Origin of the sequence: Paraburkholderia tropica (assembly GCF_914484835.1) — a bacterium.
Classification (GTDB): Bacteria; Pseudomonadota; Gammaproteobacteria; order Burkholderiales; family Burkholderiaceae; genus Paraburkholderia; species Paraburkholderia tropica_A.
Map to the genome: position 1 here is coordinate 31,802 of NZ_CAJZAR010000102.1, position 16,835 is coordinate 48,636.

At 66.0% G+C, this 16,835-nt stretch carries 13 protein-coding genes and 1 pseudogene; 5 read left to right on the forward strand and 9 right to left on the reverse strand.

Translation table 11 applies throughout. From position 1 onward, the window contains the following. Positions 1-70: 70 nt before the first annotated feature. Entirely contained in the window at positions 71-619 is a 549-nt protein-coding gene (locus LDO54_RS37205; protein WP_224017923.1) for an iron transporter, read from the reverse strand. Between the two features lie 332 nt (positions 620-951). Then, entirely contained in the window at positions 952-3,033 is a 2,082-nt protein-coding gene (gene uvrB / locus LDO54_RS37210; protein ID WP_224017925.1) for an excinuclease ABC subunit UvrB, read from the reverse strand. 464 nt (positions 3,034-3,497) lie between these two features. On the opposite strand from uvrB, the gene LDO54_RS37215 reads away from it, so the two are divergent. Further along, positions 3,498-4,697 carry an amino acid aminotransferase gene (locus LDO54_RS37215; protein ID WP_224017927.1) on the forward strand — a complete coding sequence of 400 codons (1,200 nt, stop codon included), beginning with the start codon at positions 3,498-3,500 and terminating at the stop codon, positions 4,695-4,697. Positions 4,698-4,827: 130 nt separating this feature from the next. On the opposite strand, the gene LDO54_RS37220 is transcribed toward LDO54_RS37215, so the two are convergent. Beyond that, on the reverse strand, positions 4,828-6,150 hold the full coding sequence (locus LDO54_RS37220; RefSeq protein ID WP_224017929.1) for a DUF3734 domain-containing protein: 1,323 nt from the start codon (positions 6,148-6,150) through the stop codon (positions 4,828-4,830). Between the two features lie 15 nt (positions 6,151-6,165). Next, the gene (locus LDO54_RS37225) at positions 6,166-6,969 is read right to left on the reverse strand and encodes a 3-hydroxybutyrate dehydrogenase (protein WP_183038243.1); all 804 of its coding nucleotides are present in this window, start codon (positions 6,967-6,969) and stop codon (positions 6,166-6,168) included. A 381-nt stretch (positions 6,970-7,350) separates the two neighbouring features. Between LDO54_RS37225 and LDO54_RS37230 the strand changes: the two genes are divergently transcribed. Beyond that, the gene (locus LDO54_RS37230; RefSeq protein ID WP_224017931.1) at positions 7,351-8,322 is read left to right on the forward strand and encodes a potassium channel beta subunit family protein; all 972 of its coding nucleotides are present in this window, start codon (positions 7,351-7,353) and stop codon (positions 8,320-8,322) included. Between the two features lie 249 nt (positions 8,323-8,571). Further along, on the forward strand, positions 8,572-9,417 hold the full coding sequence (locus LDO54_RS37235; RefSeq protein WP_224017933.1) for a 23S rRNA (adenine(2030)-N(6))-methyltransferase RlmJ: 846 nt from the start codon (positions 8,572-8,574) through the stop codon (positions 9,415-9,417). Between the two features lie 163 nt (positions 9,418-9,580). Here the strand turns inward: LDO54_RS37235 and LDO54_RS37240 are convergent, their stop codons facing one another. From LDO54_RS37240 to cueR, 3 genes are all read right to left on the reverse strand, one after another. Continuing rightward, positions 9,581-9,901: a hypothetical protein gene (locus LDO54_RS37240; protein WP_224017935.1), complete on the reverse strand. Its 321-nt coding sequence runs from the start codon at positions 9,899-9,901 to the stop codon at positions 9,581-9,583. Between the two features lie 208 nt (positions 9,902-10,109). Then, positions 10,110-10,256 (reverse strand): DUF3563 family protein, encoded by a 147-nt coding sequence (locus LDO54_RS37245; protein ID WP_074986432.1) that lies wholly within the window; start codon positions 10,254-10,256, stop codon positions 10,110-10,112. A gap of 344 nt (positions 10,257-10,600) precedes the next feature. Next, on the reverse strand, positions 10,601-11,017 hold the full coding sequence (gene cueR / locus LDO54_RS37250) for a Cu(I)-responsive transcriptional regulator (protein WP_224017937.1): 417 nt from the start codon (positions 11,015-11,017) through the stop codon (positions 10,601-10,603). A 178-nt stretch (positions 11,018-11,195) separates the two neighbouring features. Between cueR and LDO54_RS37255 the strand changes: the two genes are divergently transcribed. Then, entirely contained in the window at positions 11,196-11,399 is a 204-nt protein-coding gene (locus tag LDO54_RS37255) for a heavy-metal-associated domain-containing protein (protein WP_224017939.1), read from the forward strand. A 13-nt stretch (positions 11,400-11,412) separates the two neighbouring features. Next, positions 11,413-12,345 (forward strand): dTDP-4-dehydrorhamnose reductase family protein, encoded by a 933-nt coding sequence (locus tag LDO54_RS37260; protein ID WP_224017941.1) that lies wholly within the window; start codon positions 11,413-11,415, stop codon positions 12,343-12,345. Positions 12,346-12,406: 61 nt separating this feature from the next. Here LDO54_RS37260 and LDO54_RS37265 read toward each other — a convergent pair whose 3' ends face one another. Beyond that, positions 12,407-15,931, reverse strand: coding sequence for an error-prone DNA polymerase (locus LDO54_RS37265; protein ID WP_224017943.1), 3,525 nt, complete (start codon positions 15,929-15,931; stop codon positions 12,407-12,409). An 18-nt stretch (positions 15,932-15,949) separates the two neighbouring features. Beyond that, a pseudogene (locus LDO54_RS37270) lies at positions 15,950-16,835 on the reverse strand (Y-family DNA polymerase); the annotation flags it as partial.

The window sequence follows — 16,835 nt, forward strand, 5'->3', positions numbered from 1 at the left end:
CTCGGGGTCCTGCTGGATGCATCGCGACGCGGCCCGCGCGGCGTCTGGCGCGCGCGGGCCGCATGCGGATTTAGTAACCGCCCTTCTTGCCGATGCCCGCGAACGGGAAATCGTATTCGATCGTGATGGGCTTGAACCACGCGCCCACGCCGGTTTCCTTGTCGACGTGACGGCCGAACGCCATGTGGCCCGTCTGCATCGGCGCCTCGACGATCAGCTTCAGATGGTACTTGCCGGGACCGGCGAGCTTGACGTTGTCGCCGTAGTGCGGACCGTCGTTGGCGACCATCGGCATCAGGTCGCCCTTCTGCACATAGCTCGAACCCGGCTTCGAGAGTTCGTAGTGGACCTGCAGATACGGCATCCAGTCGCCTTCGGCGAAACCGGTCGGGTTGTTCTTGACCGCGTGGATGTCCGACTCCAGGTGGATATCCGAGTCCGACGCCTTGCGCATCATGCCTTCCGGCTCCATGGTGATCGGCTGCAGATAGACCGCGCCGATTTCCATGCCGCCCTGGATGACCTGCTTGCCGATCGGGTATTCAGCCGCCTGGGCCGAGAACGCCGCCGCTGCGGCCGCCATGACGACGGTGCCGCGCACGAAAGATTGGATCCGCATCGAAACTCCTGATTTTTTTATGAGTGATACCACCGAACCGACAACGCGCATCAACCTGAAAACGTTAATGCGAACAATTCTCAATAATGGCGGAGTTTAACACCTAAGACAGTGCGGAACAATTTGTGAAAGCCAGAAAACCCTATCCCCACAGGGTTTTAGCAGCGTTATGTTAACGGAAGCTTACGGCTTCTTCCGATTCTATTTTCGGGTTTTATCGAGGCGAAAGCGAATCGCAGGATCGTGCACTAAAAAGTGCCGCGACCGGCGAAAGCCAAACATAAGGCGCGCCTCGAAACACCACGCGCCCCCGGCTTTCGCACGCATCGCGATCACGCCGGATGGTCGTCCACGTTCGCGCCGAACACGCGCCGGCGCAGCACGGCCAGTTGGTCGCGCGTCTGCGCGGCCTTCTCGAATTCGAGGTTCTTCGCGTAGTCCATCATCTGCTTTTCGAGCTTCTTGATTTCCTTGGCGATCTGCTTCTCGGACATGTCCTCGAACTTCGCGCGCTCCTGCTCCTCGCGCAGCTCGGCGCGCGCCTCGTCCACGTTGTAGACGCCGTCGATGATGTCCTTGATGCGCTTGACCACGCCGCGCGGCACGATGCCGTGCTCCTCGTTGAAGGCCATCTGCTTGGCGCGGCGGCGCTCGGTTTCGTCGATGGCCTTGCGCATCGAGTCGGTGATGCGGTCGCCGTAGAGAATCGCCTTGCCGTTCACGTTGCGCGCCGCGCGGCCGATCGTCTGGATCAGCGAGCGCTCGGCGCGCAGAAAGCCTTCCTTGTCCGAGTCGAGAATCGCCACGAGCGAAACCTCGGGAATATCGAGGCCCTCGCGCAGCAGGTTGATGCCGACCAGCACGTCGAAGGTGCCCAGACGCAGGTCGCGGATGATTTCCACGCGCTCGACCGTGTCGATGTCGCTATGCAGATAGCGCACCTTCACGCCGTGATCGGCGAGGAATTCGGTGAGCTGCTCGGCCATGCGCTTGGTCAGCGTGGTGACCAGCACGCGCTCGCCCACCGCCACGCGCTCGTTGATCTCGCCGAGCACGTCGTCGACCTGGGTGGACGCCGGACGCACCTCGATCACCGGATCGACGAGGCCCGTGGGCCGCACCACCTGTTCGGCGATCTGGCCCGTGACCCGCTTCTCGTAGTCGGCGGGCGTCGCCGACACAAAGACCACCTGGCGCATCTTGTGCTCGAACTCGTTGAACTTGAGCGGCCGGTTGTCGAGCGCCGACGGCAGACGGAAACCATAATCGACGAGATTTTCCTTACGCGCGCGGTCGCCGTTGTACATGCCGTTGAACTGGCCGATCAGCACGTGCGACTCGTCGAGGAACATCATCGCGTCGGACGGCAGATAGTCGACCAGCGTAGGCGGCGGCTCGCCGGGCAGCGCGCCCGAAAAGTGCCGCGAATAGTTCTCGATGCCCTTGCAGAAGCCCAGTTCCTGGAGCATTTCCAGGTCGAAGCGCGTGCGCTGTTCGAGGCGCTGCGCCTCCACGAGCTTGCCTTCGGTGTGGAAGAACTCCAGCCGGTCGCGCAATTCGGTCTTGATCGTCTCGACGGCGCGCAGCACGGTCTCGCGCGGCGTCACATAGTGCGACGACGGATACACCGTGAAGCGCGGAATCTTCTGGCGCACGCGGCCCGTGAGCGGATCGAACAGTTGCAGCGTTTCCACTTCGTCGTCGAACAGCTCGACGCGCACGGCCATTTCGGCGTGCTCGGCCGGGAAAATGTCGATGGTGTCGCCGCGCACGCGGAAGGTGCCGCGCTGGAAATCCTGCTCGTTGCGGCTGTACTGCATGGCGATCAGGCGCGCGATGACGTCGCGCTGACCGAGCTTGTCGCCCTGGCGCAGCGTGAGAATCATCTTGTGGTACTCGGACGGATTGCCGATACCGTAGATCGCCGACACGGTCGCGACGATCACCACGTCGCGGCGCTCCATCAGGCTCTTGGTCGCCGACAGCCGCATCTGCTCGATGTGCTCGTTGATCGACGAATCCTTCTCGATGAAGAGATCGCGCTGCGGCACATAGGCTTCCGGCTGGTAGTAGTCGTAGTACGAGACGAAGTACTCGACGGCGTTGCGCGGAAAGAACTCGCGGAACTCGGCGTAGAGCTGCGCGGCGAGCGTCTTGTTCGGCGCGAACACGATAGCCGGACGGCCGAGCCGCGCGATGGTGTTCGCCATCGTGTAGGTCTTGCCCGAGCCCGTCACGCCGAGCAACGTCTGGAACGAGAGACCGTCGCCCACGCCCTCGCAGAGCGTTTCGATGGCCGTCGGCTGGTCGCCGGCCGGCAGATACGGCTGATAAAGCTGGAACGGCGAGCCTTCGTACTGGACGAATTTCGACTCGTCGAGCGCGGGCGCGTCGGCCACGGAATGGTCGGACATGGGTGACATCCTGTGCGCGGAGCAAACAACTATTCTAGCGTCTCGCCCGATCTTGCCGGGGGGCGAGCCTGGGAGGGCGCCAGGCGAGGCGGTGCGGGTTCGGCGCGCGGTCTGGAACCGTTAATCGCCGCCGGCACCGTCTGCACCATCGGCAAGGTGCAAGCGCAGCCTGGCAAGCACCGCAGATGGGGCGTCGCACGCCGCGCTACAAGGGCCGCGCCGCACGCCGCGGCGCAAATTCACGTGCAAGCGCGGGTGCGGCGACACGAAATGGCCCCGCTGACGTCGCAGTCGGCGGAAATACGGCCAGAGGATTCGCTACAATAGCGAGTTGCGTGGCCGGCTGCCCGGCGCTCGTCGCTAGCGAGGAGCGCGCCAGAGAAGTCCCGAATTTGCCGAAGCACCGGCGGATATCGGCAGCGTGTGGTCCACCGAGCATCTCCCTTCACTTTTGCCGAACCATCATGTCCCTCTTTTCCGCTGTCGAACTCGCCCCCCGCGACCCGATCCTGGGTCTGAACGAAGCCTATAACGCCGATGCGCGCGCGACCAAGGTGAACCTCGGTGTGGGCGTGTACACCAACGAGGACGGCAAGATTCCGCTGCTGCGCGCGGTGCGCGATGCGGAAAAGGCCCGCGTGGAAGCCGGCCTGCCGCGCGGCTATCTGCCGATCGAAGGCATCGCCGCCTATGACGCCGCTGTGCAAAAGCTGCTGCTCGGCGACGACTCGCCGCTGCTGGCCGCAGGCCGCGTCGTCACGGCGCAGGCGCTGGGCGGCACGGGCGCGCTGAAGATCGGCGCCGACTTCCTCAAGCGCGTGAACCCGAACGCCAAGGTCGCGATCAGCGACCCGAGCTGGGAAAACCACCGCGCGCTGTTCGAAAGCGCGGGCTTCGAAGTCATCGCCTACCCGTACTACGACGCGCAGACCAACGGCGTGAACTTCGAAGGCATGCTGAGCGCGCTCAACGGCTACGCCGCGGGCACGGTCGTCGTGCTGCACGCGTGCTGCCACAACCCGACCGGCGTCGACCTCACGATCGACCAGTGGAAACAGGTGGTCGAAGTCGTGAAGGCGCGCGAGCTCGTGCCCTTCCTCGACATCGCCTATCAAGGTTTCGGTGACGGCATCACCGAAGACGGCGAAGTCGTGCGCCTGTTCGCCGCTTCGGAACTCAACGTGTTCGTGTCGTCGTCGTTCTCGAAGTCGTTCTCGCTGTACGGCGAGCGCGTCGGCGCGCTGTCGATCATCACGAGCAGCAAGGAAGAATCGACGCGCGTGCTGTCGCAACTGAAGCGCGTGATCCGCACGAACTACTCGAACCCGCCGACGCACGGCGGTTCGGTGGTCGCCGCCGTGCTCGGCTCGGCCGACCTGCGCGCCATGTGGGAAGCCGAACTCGGCGAAATGCGCAACCGCATCCGCGCGATGCGCACGGGCCTCGTCGAGCGCCTGACGGCTGCCGGCGTCGACCGCGACTTCAACTTCATCAACGTGCAGCGCGGCATGTTCTCGTACTCGGGCCTGACGGCGGCGCAAGTCGACCGCCTGCGCGAAGAGTTCGGCATCTACGCCGTGAGCACGGGCCGCATCTGCGTGGCCGCGCTGAACACGCGCAACCTCGACGCCGTCGCGACCGCCGTCGCCGCCGTGCTGAAGTAAGCGATTCGCCTCGACGCGCCGTTTTCGAACGGCGCCTTGAAGCCGCGATAAAAAAGGCGTCCGTTCGCAAGAACGGACGCCTTTTGTTTTGGCGCGAGCTTCTGCGCTTGCCGCCGCGCAGATAAAACGCTCAGCCGTGGCCGCGCATGTCGCGATGGATATCGTGCGTGACGAAGCCCGAATCGTTGTCGGGCTTGTCGAGCCAGCCCGGCTGCGCGAGCGACGCGCGAATGTCCTGCAGGCCGCTCGTCCAGTGCTCACGCATCGTCGAAATACCGAACTGGAAGTCCTTGAAGTGGCCTTCGTACTCCTTGTGCCGGTAGATCAGGTGGATCACGTTGTACTTCTTCGAGCACGAGAGTTCGTCCGCCAGCTCGACCCACGTATCCTGCCGATGCTCGGGCGCGACACGCTCCAGCACCTCGCGCAGCACATGCCGGAAACGCTGCGAGCGTTGCAGCATGTCGGTGACCAGACGCGTGCGGCTCGAATACTGGATGTCCTTCATGCGGCCCTGCACGTCGGTGATGTTGTCGGGCACCGGACCACGCGCGCTCCACAGATCGACCTGAAACGCGAGCGTGTCGCGCCGCGGCGTGGTCTGAATGACCTCGTAGAGCGGCGTGTTCGACATCAGGCCGCCGTCCCAGTAATACTCGCCGTCGATTTCCACTGCCGCGAAGCCCGGCGGCAGCGCGCCCGACGCGATGAAATGCTCGGGACGCAGCGTGGTGGTCGTGTTGTCGAAGTAGACGAAGTTGCCCGTGCCCACGTTCACCGCGCCCACCGACACACGCGTCTCGCGCGAATTGATGCGGTCGAAATCGCAGAGCCGTTCGAGCGTGGCCTTGAGCGGCGTGGTGTCGTAGTAGCTCGCCTTGCCGGGCTCGCCCGACGCCGTGGGCAGCGGCGGCGGAAAGCGCGGCGTGAAGAAGCCCTTCTGCCCTTCGATCACCGCGCCCGCCGCCTGCAAGGCCGTGAAGCTCTTGCGCACGGCGTCGCCGGAATTGAACAGCGCGTGCTCGATGAAAGCCGGCAACGGCGGACTCCAGGCGGGCTGGCAGATCGTTTCCCAGAACTCGCGCAAACGCGCCACGCGATGCTCGGGCGCGTTGCCCGCGATCAGCGCCGTGTTGAGCGCGCCGATGGAGATGCCCGCGATCCAGGTGGGCGCGATGCCCGCCTCGACCAGCCCTTCGTACACGCCCGCCTGATACGCGCCGAGCGCGCCGCCGCCTTGCAGCGTGAGCGCGACCGTCTCCCATTGATCGGAGTCGCTCGCGCAGCGCGAGACGCGCGGCTGCGCGCCGGGGTGCGGAGCGGACTTCGAAGCCGCTTGTGAGGACGCTTGTAAATCGGCCTCGGCGCCAGCCTGCGCGCCCGAGGCGGCGCCCACGCCGGTCGCGTCGTCGACGGCGCTCGACCGGGCCTGCCCTTTCTTGCGTTGCGCCATGACCGGCCCTCCGCGTTACTGCATGAACCAGCCGTGGCTCACCACGAACGACTGGCCCGTGAAGGCCGCCGTGGGGAACGCCGAGAGGAACAACACCGTCTGCGCGACGTCTTCGACGGTCGTGAAGATGCCGTCGACCGTACCGCCCAGCATCACGCGCTTGACCACTTCCTCTTCCGAAATGCCGAGTTCCTTGGCCTGCTCGGGAATCTGCTTTTCGACCAGCGGCGTGCGCACGAAACCCGGACACACCACGTGCGAGCGCACGTTGTGCTTGCCGCCTTCCTTCGCGAGCACGCGCGCGAGGCCGAGCAGCGCATGCTTGGCCGCCACGTAGGCCGACTTGAGCGGCGACGCCTCGTGCGAGTGCACCGAGCCCATGTAGATCACCACGCCGCCGCGGTCGTCCTTGTACATATGCTGGAGCGCGGCCTTGGTCGTGAGGAAGGCGCCGTCGACGTGAATCGCCTGCATCTTCTTCCAGTCGGAGAACGCGTAGTTTTCGATGGGATTGACGATCTGTATGCCGGCGTTCGACACGAGGATGTCGATCGAGCCGAATTCGGCGGCCACGCGGTCGATGCCCTGATTCACGGCGTCTTCGTTCGTGACGTCCATGGCCACGCCGATGGCTTTGCCGCCCGCGCCCTTGATCTCTTCGGCGACGGCGTCGGCGCCGCTCTGGTTGAGGTCGGCGATCGCGACGGCCGCGCCCGCCTGGGCGAGCGTCAGTGCGATCTGCTTGCCAATACCGCTGGCCGCGCCGGTAACGACCGCGACCTTGCCATCGAGCTTCGAATTCAGAGTGAGAGACGACATCGAGCACCTCCAGGAATGGGAACAACGACGTAGAAGAGATGAGACCTCGACGCGCACAATCCGTCAAACCTGTCGAATGGCGTAAGCGTTTTCCTGCATTTGCCCTACGCCATCCGGCCGGATGTTGCGCCGCGGCCAACCGCGCTATTGTGCATGAAGCCGCGTGCCGCGCGTGCCGATCTGAGCAAGGCGGCGCGTGCTTGCCGCAGCGCATCGTGGCGCGCCGGTGCTACGGCTTTACAAGCGGCTTCAGGAGCGGCTTCACACGCGGCCGCACAACCCGCTGTTCAACCCGATGTACAACCGTTTGTACGACACAGCGCGCGCTCAGCGCCGCCGCCGCGATCGTGCTAACTTTGCGTGCTCAACAAGGAGGCGTTCATGAACTATCGGCGACTGGGCCGCTCGGGCCTGCAGGTTAGCGAACTGTCTATCGGCTCGTGGGTCACGTACGGCAATCAGGTCGACCGCAATCTCGCGCGCGAATCGCTCGCCGCGGCGCGCGACGCGGGCGTCAACTTCTTCGACAACGCCGAGGTCTACGCAGGCGGCCAGTCCGAGGAAATCATGGGCCAGGCGCTCAAGGAACTGGCCTGGCCGCGCGTGAGCTACGTGGTCTCCACCAAGTTCTTCTGGGGCTTGAACGAAGCGCCCAACCAGTACCACACGCTCAATCGCAAATATCTGCTGAACGCGATCGACGAGTCGCTCAAGCGGCTGCAACTCGATTACGTCGACCTCGTGTTCTGCCACCGCCCCGACCCGAACACGCCCGTCGAGGAAACCGTCTGGGCGATGAGCGACATGATCACGCGCGGCAAGGCCTTGTACTGGGGCACGTCGGAATGGAGCGCGGACGAGATTCGCGCCGCGTGGGAAATCGCCGAGCGGCATCATCTGCACAAGCCGGTCATGGAGCAGCCGCAGTACAACCTGTTCCATCGCCGCCGCGTGGAAGACGAATATCGCCGTCTGTATGAAGACATCGGCCTCGGCCTCACCACGTGGAGCCCGCTCGCCTCCGGCCTGCTGACCGGCAAGTATCGCAGCGGCGTGCCGTCGGACAGCCGCGCGCAGTTGCAAGGCTACGACTGGCTGCGCAAGGAAGTCACCGACGCGGACAAGAACGCCATCGTCGGCCGCCTCGCCGACTTCGCGAAGGAACTGGGCTGCACGGTCGGCCAGCTCGCGCTCGCGTGGATCCTGAAGAACCCCAACGTGAGCACGGTGATCACGGGCGCGTCGCGTATCGAGCAGATCGGCGAGAACATGAAGGCGCGCGAAGTGGCCGAGAAAATCACGCCGGAAGTGAAGGCGAAGATCGAGGCGATCGTCGGCGAGCAGTACGAGTAAGGCGGGTCGTGTTGCGCGTCATGTTGCGAGTCAGGCCGCGCTGTACGACGCTGTACAATACGCGGCTTCGCCGGCGCGACATGTTGCTCGAGACCTTTGAAACACCCGGAACGCCGCCGGCGCGCATCGCCAGCGGCGCGTCTCTCAAGAGACGTCTCGAAAGAGCCTGAGCGCCGCCGTTTTTCGTTTCACCGCCATTGGCGCGCGTGCGCGCGCGCCGGTCGCCACCTTCCTCGCGTCCGCCCCATCATGCTGAGCTACCGCCACGCTTTCCACGCCGGCAATCACGCCGATGTCCTCAAGCACGCCGTCGTCGTGCAACTGCTGCATTACCTCAGCAAGAAGGACAAGTCGTACTGGTATATCGATACCCACGCGGGCGCGGGCGCCTATGCGCTGCGCGAGGGCTACGCCACCAAGAACGCCGAATTCGACACCGGCATCGGCAAGCTCTGGGGCCGCACCGACCTGCCGCCGATGCTCTCGGATTACGTCGACGAAGTCGCGGCGCTGAATCCCGACGGCCATCTGCGCTTCTATCCCGGCTCGCCCTATCTCGCATGGCGCCTGATGCGCGAGCAGGACCGCATGCGTCTGTTCGAGCTTCACAGCACCGAAATCGACGTGCTCCGTCATCGTTTCCACGACGCCGGCCGCCGCGTGATGATTTACGCGGGCGACGGCTTCGACGGCGTGAAGACGCTCCTGCCGCCGCCGCCGCGCCGCGCGCTGGTGCTGATTGATCCGTCGTTCGAGGACAAGCGCGACTATTCGCGCACGGTCAAGTGCGTCGAGGAAGGGCTGGAGCGTTTTGCGACCGGCACCTACGCGGTCTGGTATCCGCAGGTCACGCGGCCCGAATCGCAGCGCTTTCCCGAGCAGCTCAAGCGTCTGCAGGAAAAGAACTGGCTGCACGTCTCGCTGTCGGTGAAGCGTCCGCCGCGCGATGGTTTTGGTCTGTTCGGCAGCGGCATGTTCATCGTCAACCCGCCGTACACGCTGGTTGCCGCACTCAAGGAAACGATGCCCTGGCTCGTCAAGACGCTCGGCGAGGACGACGGCGCGCAATTCAAGCTCGAATCGCGCGGCGACTGACGTCCGGCGCGACCCTGTGGCATGCCCGTCCGTGGCATGCCCGTTTGCTGTATTTCCTTCTCGCCGCGCATCCGGCGCGGCGTATCGCGTGCTCGTGCACGTAGCTCGTCCAGATACCCGCCGTTAGTTGCCTCGCCTGGCGGCAGCTGTCAAGCGCCGCGCCTTATTGCTGAGGCGCGTACTGCTGCGGCGTGGGCCGCGGACGCGGCGGCCGTCCGCCCCCGCCGCCCGGCGCTTCCACATACGGCGCAACGATGATCGGCTGCTGCTGAGTGCTGCCGTCCGTCGGCAACTGCTGCATCGGCACCATCTGCGACTGGCCGAGCGGCGCATTCTGCAACACGATGCCTTTCTGGCCGTCGCTGATCCCGTGCTGCGTATCGAGGATCAGCGGCTGCCCCGCCTGCGCGCCCGCGCTGGTCAGCGCGGCGATCGCCGCGATCGCAACGACGCGCACGGAATGGTGAAAAAAGCTGACTGACACGCTGACTGACGCCATGAACCGTCCCCCGGTAGATAAAAGCGACTCCACTGTGTTGTCGGCTTGTCGCAAAAAAGACTTTACCTTACCGCGGTGGGAAGGCTGAGACTGCCTTCATCGGAACGCTTTGGACGCCGGAGCGCCGGACCGTCAGAAATGACAAAGCCCCGCCAGTGCGGGGCTTGCGACAGCGCAGATTGCCTGCGGCTGCTTACAGCGAGTAGCCGTTCGATTCGAGCGAGCGGATGCGCTGTTCGAGTTGCACGATGTCCGACGAAGAAGCGAGATACGCTTCGCGGCGACGACGTTCGGCAGTTTCAAACCAGGTGCTCAGCTTTTCAAGAAGGTACGCAAACATGATGATGTTCTCCAAGGATCTGTGTATCCCCGGTGGATTTTGCATCAGGGATTACCCTCGTAAGGGATAACCCGCATTATAGCGGTTGCACCTGAATTTGCTAGTGAATTGCTCGAATGCGGTGCATTCCAGTTTGGAATAATGCGCCGCGCGTATTTGGCAACTTGATGATTTATCGACACATTCCACGCCACGATCGCCTTACGTCAGGGGCTGATGGCGTTTTACGCACCAATTTTGTGCAAATCACCGCCACCAGCACGCCGGTTGCGACAATTTGCCTGCGCGGGTTGCACCTTTCGGTCGGCGGTTCGGTCGGCAAATCGATCGGCAAATCGGGCCGCTCAGGCCTCGCTACCCTGCGCGACCGGTTCGGGATCGGCGAGCCGCTCGATGATCGGGCAGTCGGGCCGGTCGTCGCCGTGGCAGTGCGCGGCCAGATGGCGCAGCGTGTCGCGCATCTGCGTGAGTTCGGCGATGCGCTGGTCGAGTTCGGCAACGTGCTCCATCGCGATCGCCTTGACCTCGGCGCTCGCCCGCGAGCGGTCGTGCCAGAGCGCCAGCAGACGGCGGATATCGTCGACGAGAAAACCCAGACGCCGCGCCTGGCGGATGAAACGCAGCGCGTGCACCTCCTCCATGCCGTACACGCGGTAGCCCGCTTCCGTGCGCGCCTTGGGCGCGAGCAGGTCGACGCTCTCGTAATAGCGGATCATTTTCGCGGTGACGCCCGATGCGCGCGCCGCTTCGCCAATGTTCATGCTGCTCTCCTGCCGAAATTCCAACGATTCTTTGATGCTATACCTTCCCATGATGGGAAAGTCCAGCGCTCACCGGCTGCCCTGCCGGTAAGCGCCGGACACCCACTGGCATAATCCGGCGCAGGCCGCATATGTCGTTTGTCTTTCCGTTCCGTTCACTCAGCAAAAGGAAATCACCATGATCCAGTTCAACGTCGAAGGCATGAGCTGCCAGCACTGCGTCGGCGCCGTCACGCGCGCGATCCACGAACAGGACGCCGCCGCCAAGGTCCAGATCGACCTGGCCGCTGGCCGCGTGAGCGTCGAATCGACCCAGAGCGCCGACGTGCTCAAGGCCGCCATCGACGAAGCCGGCTACACGGTCAAGAGCACGGCGGCCTGAGGCCGGGCGCGCCATGTTCAAGGTCGCCGTCATTGGTGCGTCCGGGCTGCTCGGACGCGCGCTCGTGCGCGAACTCGCCGCCGAAACCGGCTGGCAGGTCGTGCAGACCGCACACAGCCGCGTGGGGCCGCATCAGGTCGCGCTCGACATCCGCGACGCGCAGGCGGTCGCGGCCTTCGTCGCGCGCGAGGCGCCTGACGCCATCGTGATCGCGGCCGCCGAGCGTCGTCCCGACGTCTGCGAGCACGATCCCGTTGCGGCGCGCGCGCTCAACGTCGACGCGGTGCGCGGCATCGCCACGGCGGCGAAGGCGCGCGGCGCGTGGGTGCTGTCGATTTCCACCGACTACGTGTTCGACGGCACGCAGCCGCCGTATTTGCCGGACGCCGCGCCGAATCCGCTCAACGCCTACGGCCGCAGCAAGCTCGAAGGCGAGCGCGCGCTGCTCGACGCGAGCGACGATGCGCTCGTGCTGCGTCTGCCGCTGCTGTACGGTCCGATCGTCGACTGGAACGAATCGGCGGTCACGAGCCTCGTGCCGCCGATCCGCGCGGCGGCTTCGTCGGATGCGAACGCCGTGGCAAAGCCCGCGCCGATGGACGCCTGGGCCACGCGCTATCCGACCTTCACGCCCGACGTGGCCTTCGTGATCCGCGAGCTGCTCACGCGCTGCGCGGATGGCGAGGCCGTGCGCGGCATCGCGCAATGGTCCGGCGACGAGCCGATGACCAAGTACGAGATCGCGCAGCGCATCGCACGCGCGCTCGGCATCGAGGCGCATCTGATCGCGCTGACGCAGCCGACGGATGCGACGCCGCGTCCGCGCGACTGCCATCTCGATTCGGGCCGCCTCGAAGCGCTCGGCATCGGGCGGCGCACGCCGTTCGACGCGGGCATCGGCGCGGTGCTCGATGCGTTCGCGCGCGAATACGCGGACAAAAACTAAGCCTCGCGGCGATGCGGGCAACACGGCCCGCATCGCCCTCTCCCCTCGCCGTCAACACCGCTCAGTGGAAGTTACGGCTTTCCGTCGCGAGCCGCCCGAGCAGACGACTGTGATCTTCGAGCCGATGCGCGACCAGGTGCACCACCTCGCCCTCGCGCTGCACGACGCCCGCCACCGCCAGTAGCGACGCCCCGAGCAACTCCTTGCGCTGCGACTCCACGAGCGCCGCGTGCACGATCACGTTGATCGAGCCGGTTTCGTCCTCCAGCGACACGAAGATCGTGCCCTTCGCCGTGCCCGGCCGCTGCCGCACCGTGACGATGCCGCACACGCGCGCGAGCATGCCGTGGCGGCAGCGCGCGAGTTGCGCCGCGCTGCGAAACCGCTGCTTCGCGAGCCCTTCGCGCAGCAGTTCGAGCGGATGGCGATTGAGCGTGAGGCGCAGGCTCGCATAATCGGCGACGATTTCCGCGCCTTCCGACGCACGCGGCAAGTCGAGCCGCGCCTCGGCCACGGGCGCGTCGCGCAACAGCGCCGGCACTGCGTGCTGCGCGGTCACGGCCCACCACGCCTCGCGCCGATGCCCGGCGATGCTCGCGAGCGCGTTGGACGCTGCGAGCGCTTCCAGCTCGCGGCGCGTGAGCCCGGCGCGGCGCGCGAGGTCGTCGACATCGGTGAACGGCGCCTGGGCGCGCGCGGCCATGACGCGGCGCGCGGCAGCTTCCGAAAAACCCTTGATGAGACTGAAGCCGAGCCGCACCGCCGGGCCGTGGCGGCCGTAATGGCGCGGCGCGAGCAGGACACGCGCGCGCACGACGCCGCGATAGCCGCGCATGAGCGGGCGGCGGCGCGCTTTCGCTATCGCTTTCGTTTCCGCTTTCGCCTTCGTCCTCGTCAGCGCGTTCGCATCGTTGAACGTCGCGGCGCGCAGCAACGCGCGATAGCGCGCCACCTCGGCGCAACGCGCGGCCTCGCTGGCCGCGTCGGCGGCGAGACGCACGCCCGGCGCGCCGCGCACTTCCAGCACCGACGCCCAGTCGCTCAAGCCGATATCGGGCGCGCGCACCTTCACGCCATGCCGCTTCGCGTCCTGCACGAGTTGCGACGGCGAATAGAACCCGAGCGGCTGACTGTTCAGCAAGCCCGTGAGAAACGCGGCGGGCTCGTAGCGCTTGAGCCACGAACTCGTGTAGACAAGCAGCGCGAAACTCGCCGCATGACTCTCGGGAAAGCCGTAATCGCCAAAACCCTCGATCTGCTTGCAGATGCGCTCCGCGAACTCCGGCGTATAACCCTTGCGCAGCATGCGCTCCGTCAAATCGGCCTGATACGGACGCAGATCGCCATCGCGCCGCCACGCCGCCATCGCGCGGCGCAGCTTGTCGGCTTCCTCGCCGGTGTAGTCGGCGGCGACCATCGCGAGGTGCATGACCTGCTCCTGAAAGATCGGCACGCCGAGCGTGCGTTCGAGCACCGGCCGCAGCTCCTCCTTCGCGTACTCCACCGCTTCCTCGCCATGCCGGCGCTTCAGATACGGATGCACCATGTCGCCCTGAATCGGCCCCGGCCGCACGATTGCCACCTGGATCACGAGGTCGTAATACGTCCGCGGCCGCAGACGCGGCAACATGCTCTGCTGGGCGCGCGATTCGATCTGGAAGACGCCGACCGTATCGGCATGCGTGCACATCTCGTAGACCGCCCGGTCCTCGACGCCGATGTCCTGCACGCGGAACTGCGGCAGCCCGCGCCGCAGCGCGACGCATTCGAGCGAGCGCCGGATCGCCGAGAGCATGCCGAGCGCGAGCACGTCGACTTTCAGGAGACGCAGCGCGTCGATGTCGTCCTTGTCCCACTCGATCACGTAGCGGTCCTTCATCGCCGCGTTTTCGATCGGCACGAGCCGCGAGAGCTTGTCGCGCGCGATCACGAACCCGCCCACGTGCTGCGAGAGATGACGCGGAAAGCCGCGCAGCTCGCGCGTGAGGCGAATCAGCTGCTGCGTGACGTGCGAGTCGGGCGAAAAGCCCGCCTCCTGAAGATGATGCGCGATCGAGTCGGGACCGTCCCACCACTGATGCGCGCCCGAGAGTTTTTCGACCAGCATCGTGTCGAGCCCGAGCGCCTTGCCCACGTCGCGCAACGCGCTGCGCGAGCGATAGGTGATGAGCGTCGCGGCCAGCGCGGCGCGGCGCGTGCCGTATTTGCGATAGATGTACTGAATGACTTCCTCGCGGCGCTGATGCTCGAAATCGACGTCGATGTCGGGCGGCTCGTTGCGCGCGCGGGACAGAAACCGCGCGACCAGCATGTTCATGCGCACGGGGTCGATCTCCGTGATCATGAGGCAGTAGCAGACCACCGAATTCGCCGCCGAGCCGCGCCCCTGGCACAGGATCTTCTGCTCGCGCGCGAAACGCACGATGTCGTGCACGGTGAGGAAGTACTTCTCGTACTGCAACTCGGTGATCAGCGCGAGTTCCTGCTCGATCTGGCCTTTGCGCTTCTCGTTCAGGCCGTCGGGCCAGCGCTCGTCCGCGCCCTTCATGACGAGCTTGCGCAGCCACGTGCCCGGCGTTTCGCCGGGCGGCACGAGTTCCTCGGGATATTCGTAGGCCAGCTCGCCCAGACTGAAGGTGCAGCGGCGCGCGACGTCGAGCGTCGCGTCGAGCGCCTCGCGCGGGTAGATCGCGCCGAGCCGCACGCGCGAACGCAGATGGCGCTCCGCGTTGACCTCCAGCGCGCGCCCGCACGCGGTCAGCGGCTTGCCGATGCGGATCGCGCTCAGCGTGTCCTGCAAGGGCTTGCGCGAGCGCGCGTGCATCAGCACGCCGCCCGTCGCCACGAGCGGCAGGCCGCTTTCCTGCGAGACGTGGCGCAGGATTTCGATCTGCGCGTCGTCGCTGCCGGTCTGCCAGAGTTCGAGCGCGAGCCACGCGCGCTCGGCCGCGAAACCCGCGAGCCAGTGCGCGGCGCGCAAGGTTTGCGCGAGCGTGGCCGCGCGCTGCGGCACGAGCAGCAGCACGCAGTCGCGCAGATGCTTCAGGTGCGTGAAATCCTGAGTGGGATCGGCGGCATGCGTCTGCGGATCGGTGAAGTCCGACGGCGTCACGCGGTACTGCCCCTTCGGCGCGCGCGAACGCGCGAGCGTGATCAGCTCGCAGAGATTGCCGTAGCCCTCGCGGTTCATCGCGATCGCCACGAGCGTGCAGAACGGCGCGCCGTCTTCGTCGACGAGATTCAGTTCGCTGCCCGTCAGCAATTGCAGCGACGGCACGAACGGGCCGGGCGTGCGCGCCTCGGCGTGCGCCTTGCGGCGCGCTTCGTCGTAGTCGTTGAGCGCGCTCCAGGCGCGCACGATGCCCGCGAACGAGCACTCGTCGGTGATGGCGAGCGCGCGATAGCCGTGACGGATCGCCTGCTCGACCAGCTCGCTCGGGCGCGACGCGCCGCGCAGGAACGAGAAGTTGGTCAGGCAGTGCAGCTCCGCATACTCGGGCAATTGACCCGGCAACTGCGCAGGCAGTGGCGAAGACGGCAATGAAGGTTGCGCGGGCAACGAATCGCCCGCTCCGCTGATCGACATGATGCTCGATGAAAAACGCTAGCCGAACAGGCCTTGCAGATACCACTGGCCGCCGATGCGCTCGCGGTACAGCCAGAACATGCGGCCCTGATCGTCGGCGGCGACGTAGTAGTCGCGCTCGACGCCCTCGCCGTCCCACCAGCCCGCCTCGATGCGCTCGGTGCGCGTGAGCGTCTTGAGCGGACGCCGATACACCGGCCGGTCGCCGCGCATCGCGAGCTTGAGCGGCTTTTCGAGCAGCCACGCCGGACGCGGCTGCGACGGCAGCGGCACCTCGGGCAGATCGAAGGCGCTCTGCGCCGGCGTGCTTTCGCTCGGCTCGCCGGCTTGCGCGCGCGCGCCCTTGCGGCCCTCGCGCGGCTTGCGCGGCGCCGCGCGGCGCGCACTCGCCCGCCACGTGCGCGCCGACATGGCGTGCTCGGGCCGGTGATCGTCCTCGACGAAAAGCTGCAGCACGTTCTGCTCGCCCACGCGCGCGCCGATGCGCTCGAACAACTGCGTGATCGACGCCTCCGACGCCTCGGGCATGGGGAACAGCGTGTCGGTGGGCGCGGCGTACTCGCTGACCTGATCGGCGACCAGCGCAAGCCCGATCACGGGCGCGATCAGCTCGGTCTGGTTGAGCTTCTCGCGCAGCAGCCAGAGCAGATGCTCGGGGTCGCGCGACGGCGCGGCCCACGCGAGCGCGAGGCTCGACGTGCGCGGCGCATGGCGCGACGCGAGTTCGTGTTCGAGGCGCAATTCGAAGCCGCTCAGCGCGCCGTGCTGAGCGGCGAGCCAGCCCGCCAGCTGCATCACGAGGCGGCGCGCGGCGAACAGCAGCGCCTCGGCGCTCTCGACGCGCGCCTGCAATTCGAGCGACGCCTGGAACGACGGCGGCGCGGCGAACCAGACGCGCGGATCG